This window comes from Paraburkholderia sp. AV2, from assembly GCF_054968425.1.
Genome location: NZ_JBANLK010000091.1, coordinates 1 through 8,863, shown reverse-complemented (window position 1 = coordinate 8,863; position 8,863 = coordinate 1). Strand labels below are relative to the sequence as shown.

Genomic DNA, 8,863 nt, shown 5'->3' with positions numbered 1-8,863 from the left:
TGTTGGCGGTCGGGTAGAACACTTCGTTCGTGATCTGTGCGTTGACCTTCGGATCCTCGATGTAGTTGATCCAGGCGAGCGCGGCTTCGGGATGCGGCGCGTCCTTCGGGATCACCATGCTGTCGAACCAGATGAGGCCGCCTTCCTTCGCGTTGGCGAACCTGATCTCGTAGCTGCGCTTCGAATCGGCCGCGCGGCGGCGCGCGATGCCCACGTCGCCGGACCAGCCGAAGGTCACGCAGATATCGTTGTTCGCGAGGTCGTTGATGTAGCCCGACGAGTTGAACTGCGTGATATACGGGCGGACTTTCTTCAGCACTTCGAAAGCGGCCTGATAGTCGGACGGGTTCGTGCTGTTCGGGTCCTTGTGCATGTACTGCAGCGTCGCGGCGAATACGTCCACGGCCTGGTCGAGGAACGACACGCCGCAGCTCTTGAGCTTCGAAAGATTGTCCGGGTCGAACACGAGCGCCCAGCTATTCACCGGCGCGTTGTCGCCCAGCGCCTTCTTGACCGCTTCCACGTTGTAGCCGATGCCGTCGGTGCCGTAAGCATAGGGCGCGGCGTACTGGTTGCCGGGGTCCGCCTCGGCAATGATCTTCATGATGGCCGGATCGAGATGCGAGAGGTTCGGCAGCTTCGATTTGTCGAGCTTCAGATAGACGCCGGCCTGGATCTGCCTCGCCATGTAGTTCGACGTGGGCACGACGATGTCGTAGCCCGAGCTGCCGGCCAGCAGCTTGGCTTGCAGCGTGTCGTCGCTGTCGTAGTTGTCGTACTTGACCTTGATGCCCGTCTGCTTCTCGAAGTCGGGAATCGTGTCCTTGCCGATGTAGTCGGACCAGTTGTAGACGTTGATCTGCGTGTCCGCCGCACTGGCCGGTGCGCATTGGAGTGCGCCAAGGCTCGCCAGCGTGGCCAGCGAGGTGGCCGTAATGGCGGGACGAATACGGCACCAGTAAGGATAGCTAATCATAGTGTTTTCCCTAAAATGAAGAAGCGGGCGCGTGGGCTCGCTGTGGCTCGTGTAAAAGCGGGTAATGCTTGAAAAGGCTCGAGAAGGCTCGAGAAGCCGGTTCGAAGCGGCGTGAAAGTGCGAATCTTCAGACGTGCAGCAGCAAATGCTTGCGTTCCCACGAACTGATCACGCGGAAGAACGCCTGGTATTCGGTCTCCTTGAGGGCGACATAGGCCTTGACGAACGCCTCGCCCAGCATTTCCTTCAGCGGGTCGGCGCGCCGCATCAGCGCGAGCCCCTCTTCGAGGTTGCGCGGCAGCTCGTACGACTCCCGGTAGCCGTCGCTCGTCAGCGGGACAGTGGGCTCGAGGCCTTGCGTCATGCCCAGATAGCCGGCGGCCAGCGTGGCGGCGATGGCCAGATACGGATTGCAGTCCACGCCGGGAATGCGGTTTTCCACGCGGCGGGCGGCGGGCGACGAATGCGGCACGCGAAAACCCACGGTGCGATTGTCGTAACCCCATTGCACGCTGATCGGCGCCGCCATGAAGCGCGAGAGGCGGCGATACGAATTGATGTAGGGGGCGAAGATTGGCATGAGCGCGGGAGTGTAGGTCTGCAGACCCGCGATATACGAGTGAAAGAGGGCGCTGGGTTTGCCGCCGGGCTCGCTGAAGAGATTGCGGCCGCTCTGCGCGTCGATCAGGCTCTGATGGACGTGCATCGCGGAACCGGGTTCGTCTTCCATCGGCTTGGCCATGAACGTCGCGTACATCTGGTGCCGCAACGCCGCCTCGCGCACGGTGCGCTTGAAGAGGAACACCTGGTCGGCGAGCTTGAGCGCATCGCCGTGCAGAAAGTTGATTTCCATCTGCGCGGCCCCGACTTCGTGAATCAGCGTGTCGACTTCGAGGTCCTGAATATCGCAGTACTCGTAGATGTCTTCGAACAAGGGATCGAATTCGTTGACGGCCTCGATCGAATACGACTGCCCGCCCGTTTCCGGGCGGCCGGTGCGGCCTACGGGCGGCTGCAGCGGCAGATCGGGGTCGCGGTTCGTGTCGACCAGATAGAACTCGAGTTCCGGCGCCACCACCGGTGTCCAGCCTTTCGCGTCATAGAGTGCGAGCACCCGGCGCAGCACGTGGCGCGGCGAGATCGCAACGGGCGTGCCGTCGAAGTGCATGCAGTCGTGAATCACTTGCGCCGTGGGATCGACGGCCCAGGGAACGATGCGCAGCGTCGAAGGATCGGGCACGCACACCATGTCGGGGTCGGTCACGCCGGTCAGCGTGCCGTCTTCGGGGTAGTCGCCCGTGACGGTCTGGATCATCACCGCCTGCGGCAAGCGCATCGACTCGCCCGCTTCGAACTTGCTGCGGGGGATGATCTTGCCGCGCGCGATCCCGGACATGTCGGGAATGATCGCCTCGATTTCGGTGACGCGATGCTTCTTCAGGAAATCGTCGATCTCGTTCATGCCGCTCATTGCATCCTTCATTGCATTCACTCGATGGCACTGCCGCGTAGGGTGGCGCGGGCAGCGAATCGGCCCGGCGCCGGTTGGTCCCGCGTTGAGCACGGCCCTCGTTCAACGGGCGGTGCATTGCGAACGACGGCTGAAGCGTAGCACCGGCCAATAAGGGGTAAAAAAATAGTTTTCTTAGTCCATGCATAGGTTTTGGCTATTCAGGAAAATGGCGTGCTGCAGCAAATGAAAGGTGCAACATGCAATGCCCCCATGGTCATTCGGAATTGCATAGAAAAAAACGATGCACTAGCCAGAAATTCCGTTCTTTATGTTCTCTTTTTGCCCAGGCACAGTGCGCTCATGGCTTTCGACGGTCGCGGTAGCGGAGCCGCCGGAGGTATCCACTAACAGGAGAGTCTTCGTGAATCCAGCAACAGCAACGGTGCGCAGCTACGCCGACTGGCAACGTCTTGCCGCGGACGTCTCCCCGAGAACCCAGGCTCACATTGGCGGCCGCTTCGTGCCCGCGCGCAGCGGCAAGACCTTCACGGCGATCGATCCCGCCACGGGCGCGGCGATTGCCGAGGTGGCCTCGTGCGACGCCGCCGACGTGGACGACGCCGTGCGCGCCGCCCGCGCGTCGTTCGCGGCCGGCGTCTGGTCGCGCGCCACGCCGGGCCAACGCAAGCTCGTGCTCTGCCGTCTTGGCGAACTGATCGCCGCGCACGGCAGCGAGCTCGCGCTGCTCGACTCGCTCAATATGGGCAAGCGCGTAGCCGACGCGTTCGACATCGACGTGCCGGCTGCCGGCAGCCTGTTCGCCTGGTACGGCGAAGCGGTGGACAAACTCTCCGGCGAGGTGCCCGCGACCGATCCCGGCAATCTCGCGATCGTGACGCGCGAGCCGCTGGGTGTGGTGGGCGCCGTCGTGCCCTGGAATTTCCCGCTCGATATGGTTGCGTGGAAGGTGGCGCCGGCGCTCGCGGCCGGCAACAGTGTGGTGCTCAAGCCCGCGGAGCAGTCGCCGCTTTCGGCGCTGCGTCTTGCCGAACTGGCGCTCGAAGCCGGCTTGCCGGCCGGTGTGCTGAACGTCGTGCCGGGCTTCGGCGAAACCGCCGGCCGCGCGCTCGGGATGCACCCCGATGTCGATGTGCTCGCGTTCACGGGTTCGACGGCGATCGGCAAGAAGTTTCTCGAATACGCGGGCCAGTCGAACATGAAGCAGGTCTGGCTCGAATGCGGCGGCAAGAGCCCCAACCTCGTGTTCGAAGACACGGACGACCTGGACCTTGCGGCGCGCAAGGCCTGCTTCGGCATCTTCTTCAATCAGGGCGAGGTCTGTTCGGCGAACTCGCGCCTCTTCGTGCAGCGTTCGATACACGACGCGTTCGTCGAGCGGCTCGTTGCCTGCGCGCGCGACTTCTACCCGGGCGATCCGCTCGACCCCGTGAGCGGCATGGGAGCGATCGTCGATCAGGCGCAGCATGCGCGCGTGCTCGAATGGATCGAGCGCGGGCGCAAGAGCGCGACGCTCGCCACCGGAGGCGGTGCGCCGCTCGTGAACGGCAAGGGCCTGTTCGTCGAGCCGACGATCTTCGTCGACGTGAAGGCGGACAACCCGCTCGCCCGCGAAGAGATCTTCGGCCCGGTGCTTTCGGTGCTCGCGTTCGACAGCGAAGACGAAGCGGTGCAGCTCGCAAATGATTCGATCTACGGCCTTGCCGCCTCGGTATGGACCGGCAGCCTCGCGCGCGCCCATCGCGTCTCGCAGCGCCTGCGCGCCGGCACGGTGTCCGTCAACACGGTCGACGCGCTGAGCGCCCAGACGCCGTTCGGCGGCTTCGGCCAGTCGGGCTTCGGCCGCGATCTCTCGCTGCACGCGCTCGACAAATACACGGGCCTGAAGACCACCTGGATCACCTGGTGAATGCGCCCCGGATCAAACCGCCTTATCCATTGGAGTCTGGAAAAATGAATGCACACGACTTGCCGCAGCGCACGACGCGCGACTATCAACAGAGCGATGCCGCGCACCACCTGCACGCCTTCGTCGATCAGAAAGCCCTGAACGAGGAAGGGCCGCGCGTGATGGTGCGGGGCGAGGGCGTCCACCTTTGGGACAACGACGGCAACCGCTATCTGGACGGCATGTCCGGGCTGTGGTGCACCAATGTCGGATACGGCCGCCAGGAACTGATCGACGCGGCCTCGCGGCAGATGAAAGAACTTTCGTACTACAACATGTTCTTTCACACCACGCATCCTGCGGTGATTCAACTCTCGGAGAAGCTGTTCTCGCTGCTGGGCGATCGCTTCTCGCACGTCGTCTACACGAACTCGGGCTCCGAGTCGAACGAGGTGCTGATCCGCACGGTGCGCCGTTTCTGGGACGTGATGGGCAAGCCGCAGAAGAAGGTGCTGATTGGCCGCGTGAACGGCTATCACGGTTCGACGGTGGGCAGCGCTTCGCTGGGCGGCATGGCCTTCATGCACGAAATGGGCGACCTGCCGATTCCGAACATCACGCACGTGGACGAGCCCTACTGGTACGCCAATGGCGGCGACCTCACGCCGGAGGCGTTCGGCAAAGCGGCGGCGCTCTCGCTCGAACGCAAGATTCTCGAACTGGGCGCGGACCGCGTCGCCGCCTTCGTCGCCGAGCCGTTCCAGGGCGCGGGCGGCATGATCTTCCCGCCGGACGGCTACTGGCAGGAGATCGAGCGCATCTGCCGTCAATACGACGTGCTGCTCTGCGCCGACGAGGTGATCGGTGGCTTCGGGCGCACGGGCGAGTGGTTCGCGCACCGTCATTTCGGCTTCGAGCCGGACCTGATCTGCGTGGCCAAGGGCCTGACCTCGGGCTATGTGCCGATGGGCGGCCTCATCATGAGCCGGCGCGTGGGCGAGGCGCTCGTCGAGAAGGGCGGCGTCTATGCCCATGGTCTGACTTACTCGGGGCACCCGGTCGCCGCCGCCGTCGCGCTCGCGAATCTCGACGTGCTCGATCGCGGCGGGCTCGTCGAGCGGACGAAGACCGATACCGGACCGTATCTGCAGAAGGCGCTGCGCGACGCGTTCGCCGATCACCCGCTCGTTGGCGAAATTCAGGGGGTGGGCGCCGTGGCGGCGATCCAGTTCGCGAAGGACAAGGCCACGCGCGAGCGCTTCGCGAACGAAGCGGATCTGACCTGGCATAGCCGCTCCGCCGGCTTCGACCTCGGCGTGATCGTGCGCTCGACGAATGGGCGCCTCATCGTTGCGCCGCCGCTCGTGATCGATCATGCCCAGATCGACGAACTGGTGGACAAGATGCGCCAGGCGGTCGACACAACGGCAAAGACGATCGCCCGATAACGCATCAAAGCATCGCGACCCCGGATCGTGCCCCCGACGGGGGGCACGTCTGTCATCCAACGGTGGGCGAACCGGATCAATAGTTAGGCATACCTATTAAATGGCCGGATGGGCCGGTATGCATGGCAGAAGGAAAACGCTATGAAAAATGAAAACATTTCAGTCGACACGCTCGTAGTCGGCGCCGGCCAGGCCGGTGTCGCCATGAGCGAACACCTGAGCCGGCTGGGCATCTCGCACCTCGTGCTCGAGCGCAGCCGCGTTGCAGAACGTTGGCGCACGGGCCGGTGGGACTCGCTGGTGGCCAACGGGCCGGCCTGGCACGACCGCTTTCCTGGCATGGAATTCGAGGGCTTCGCGCCGGACGCGTTCGTGCCGAAGGAATCGATTGCCGACTACTTCGAAGCCTACGCGAAGCAGTTCGACGCGCCCATTCGAACGGGCGTGGAAGTGACCCGCGTGGTACGCAACGAAGGGCGCCCGGGCTTCGCCGTCGAAACGAGCGAGGGCGTGGTCGAAGCGATGCGCGTCGTGGTGGCGACGGGGCCGTTTCAGCGCCCGGTCATTCCGCCGATCGCACCGCAAGCCGCGAATATCGAGCAGATCCACTCCGCCGACTATCGCAATCCCGGCCAATTGCCCGAAGGGGCCGTGCTCGTGGTGGGCGCAGGCTCGTCGGGCGTGCAGATCGCCGACGAACTGCAGCGCGCGGGCAAGCAGGTTTACCTCTCGGTGGGGGCGCACGACCGGCCGCCGCGCGCGTATCGCAACCGCGATTTTTGCTGGTGGCTGGGCGTGCTGGGCGAATGGGACGCGGAGACCGTCACGCCGGGCAAGGAGCACGTGACGATCGCCGTGAGCGGTGCGCGCGGCGGCCATACGGTCGATTTCCGCAGGCTCGCGCATCAGGGCATCACGCTCGTCGGCCTGACGAAATCGTTCGACGGCCCGGTCGTGAGCTTCGAGCCGGACCTCGCGCTCAATATCGCGCGCGGCGACGAAAACTACCGCGCGCTGCTCGACGCGGCCGACGCGTGGATCGCCCGCAACGGCGTCGATCTGCCGGAGGAACCGGAAGCACGCGCCACGCTTCCCGATCCGGATTGCCTCACGCATCCAATACTCGAACTCGATCTCGCGAAGGCGGGGATCACGTCGATCATTTGGGCGACGGGCTACGCCGTCGATTACGGCTGGCTGCAGGTGAATGCCTTCGACGCGAAAGGCAAGCCGCGGCACCAGCGCGGCGTGTCGAGCGAGCCGGGCATTTATTTCCTCGGCCTGCCGTGGCTGTCGCGGCGCGGCTCGGCATTCATCTGGGGCGTGTGGCACGACGCCAGACACATTGCCGACCATATCGTCACGCAACGCAAGTATCTCGCCTATCGCGATCCCGGGCAGCGCGAAGACGAAGCGCCGCGTGCGCCCGCGTCCGACCGTGCGTGCCGGACCGCGCAGGCGAACAACATCAACGAACTGGGAGTCTTCTAATGCCGACGCATACGCGCATTCGCATGTTCAACACGCGGGATACCTACCCGAATCAGTCGCTCGACAACGATTTGTGCCAGGCCGTGCGCGCCGGCAACACCGTGTATGTGCGCGGCCAGGTGGGCACCGATTTCGACGGACGCCTCGTAGGTCTTGGCGATCCGCAGGCCCAGGCGGAGCAGGCGATGAAGAACGTCAAGCAGTTGCTCGAAGAGGCGGGCAGCGATCTGTCGCACATCGTCAAGACGACGACCTATCTGATCGATCCGCGCTATCGCGAGCCCGTGTATCAGGAAGTCGGCAAGTGGCTCAAGGGCGTCTTTCCGATTTCCACGGGCCTCGTGGTGTCGGCGCTCGGGCAGCCGCAGTGGCTCATGGAGATCGACGTGATTGCGGTGATTCCGGATAACTGGACACCGGATCCGGCCCGAGGACAGCGATCATGACTTTCTCCATCGTCGGACGCTGCCCCGAAAGCGAACAGCTTGGTATCGCCATCAGTTCGTCGAGCATCGCGGTGGGCGCCCGCTGCCCCTGGGCGCGTGCGGGTGTCGGCGTCGTGGCGAGCCAGAACGTGACCTTGCCGGCCCTGGGCCCGCGCATTCTCGACCTGCTGGAGAACCACCAGATCGAGCCCGGCACCGCCATGCAGCAGGCGCTCGACGCCGACCGGTGGAGCCAGTACCGGCAGGTGACGGTGATCGACCGTCAGGGGCGCACCGCGTTCTTCAGCGGCAAAGAGGCGCTTGGCACGCACAACGCCATGGCCGGCAGGCAATGCGTTGCCGCCGGTAATCTGCTGGCCGGCGCGCACGTCATCGGCGCGATGGTCGAGGCGTTCGAAAGCGCGCAGGGCCTGCTCGCGGATCGACTGCTCGCGGCCATGCACGGCGCCATGAAGGCGGGCGGCGAAGCCGGGCCCGTGCATTCCGCGGCATTGAAGGTGATGGGAGAGGTGGCGTGGCCGATGGTCGACCTGCGCGTGGACTGGGCCGACGACGATCCCGTCGGTCGTCTCGACAGTCTCTGGCAGGCCTACCGTCCGCAAATGCAGGACTATCTTGCGCGGGCGCTGAACCCCACTGCCGCGCCGAGCTACGGAGTCCCAGGCGATGAATGAGACGTCAAGCCGGGTACTGCTCGAACGGCTGGTGGGTTTCCCCACCGTGAGCCGCGACTCGAATCTCGCGCTGATTGCATTCATAGAGGAGTACCTGGCGCAATACGGCGTGGAGTGCGAGTTGTTCCACAACACCGGGCGCACCAAGGCGAATCTCTTTGCGACCCTCGGGCCGCGGGATCGTGGCGGCGTCGTGCTGTCCGGCCACACCGACGTCGTGCCGGTGGACGGGCAGGACTGGACGCTCGACCCGTTCCGTCTGACCGAGCGCGACGGACGTCTGTATGGCCGCGGCACGGCCGACATGAAGGGCTTTATCGCGTCGGTTCTGGCCGCGGTGCCGCGCTTTGTCGAGCAGGACTTGCAGTTTCCGGTGCATCTTGCCTTCTCCTATGACGAGGAAGTGGGCTGCCTGAGCAATCGTCAATAGTGGTGTACGGGCGGGACGGCATGATCAGGCGGCCAGCGC

The 8,863-nt window shown here is 64.5% G+C and carries 7 protein-coding genes and 1 pseudogene; 6 read left to right on the top strand and 2 right to left on the bottom strand.

Going from position 1 to position 8,863, the window contains the following annotated elements; translation table 11 throughout:
• Positions 1 to 976: polyamine ABC transporter substrate-binding protein (locus V8683_RS30885; protein ID WP_462880731.1), on the bottom strand; the 976-nt coding region annotated here is incomplete at its 3' end.
• 127 nt (positions 977 to 1,103) lie between these two features.
• Positions 1,104 to 2,438, bottom strand: coding sequence for a glutamine synthetase family protein (locus V8683_RS30880; RefSeq protein WP_411192545.1), 1,335 nt, complete (start codon positions 2,436 to 2,438; stop codon positions 1,104 to 1,106).
• Positions 2,439 to 2,850: 412 nt separating this feature from the next.
• On the opposite strand from V8683_RS30880, the gene V8683_RS30875 reads away from it, so the two are divergent.
• The 6 genes and pseudogenes from V8683_RS30875 to V8683_RS30850 all read left to right on the top strand — a co-directional run.
• Positions 2,851 to 4,356, top strand: coding sequence for an aldehyde dehydrogenase (locus V8683_RS30875; protein ID WP_411192270.1), 1,506 nt, complete (start codon positions 2,851 to 2,853; stop codon positions 4,354 to 4,356).
• Positions 4,357 to 4,400: 44 nt separating this feature from the next.
• A complete protein-coding gene (locus V8683_RS30870) occupies positions 4,401 to 5,783 on the top strand; it encodes an aspartate aminotransferase family protein (protein ID WP_411192271.1) in 1,383 nt (460 codons plus the stop codon).
• Positions 5,784 to 5,924: 141 nt separating this feature from the next.
• A complete protein-coding gene (locus tag V8683_RS30865) occupies positions 5,925 to 7,274 on the top strand; it encodes a flavin-containing monooxygenase (protein ID WP_411192272.1) in 1,350 nt (449 codons plus the stop codon).
• On the top strand, positions 7,274 to 7,720 hold the full coding sequence (locus V8683_RS30860; protein WP_411192273.1) for a RidA family protein: 447 nt from the start codon (positions 7,274 to 7,276) through the stop codon (positions 7,718 to 7,720). The genes V8683_RS30865 and V8683_RS30860 overlap by 1 nt, the downstream gene beginning before the upstream one ends.
• Positions 7,717 to 8,394, top strand: a complete 678-nt coding sequence (locus V8683_RS30855; RefSeq protein ID WP_411192274.1) for a DUF1028 domain-containing protein — start codon at positions 7,717 to 7,719, stop codon at positions 8,392 to 8,394. Before V8683_RS30860 ends, V8683_RS30855 begins: the two co-directional genes overlap by 4 nt.
• Positions 8,387 to 8,818, top strand: a pseudogene (locus V8683_RS30850) (M20/M25/M40 family metallo-hydrolase); the annotation flags it as partial. The gene V8683_RS30855 and the pseudogene V8683_RS30850, both read left to right, overlap by 8 nt.
• Positions 8,819 to 8,863 lie beyond the last annotated feature (45 nt).

Bases quoted from the DNA above. Each gene is read 5' to 3' on its own strand.
- V8683_RS30880 (WP_411192545.1), bottom strand. From the start codon at position 2,438: ATGAACGAGATCGACGATTTCCTGAAGAAGCATCGCGTCACCGAAATC.
- V8683_RS30870 (WP_411192271.1), top strand. From the start codon at position 4,401: ATGAATGCACACGACTTGCCGCAGCGCACGACGCGCGACTATCAACAG.
- V8683_RS30865 (WP_411192272.1), top strand. From the start codon at position 5,925: ATGAAAAATGAAAACATTTCAGTCGACACGCTCGTAGTCGGCGCCGGC.
- V8683_RS30860 (WP_411192273.1), top strand. From the start codon at position 7,274: ATGCCGACGCATACGCGCATTCGCATGTTCAACACGCGGGATACCTAC.
- V8683_RS30855 (WP_411192274.1), top strand. From the start codon at position 7,717: ATGACTTTCTCCATCGTCGGACGCTGCCCCGAAAGCGAACAGCTTGGT.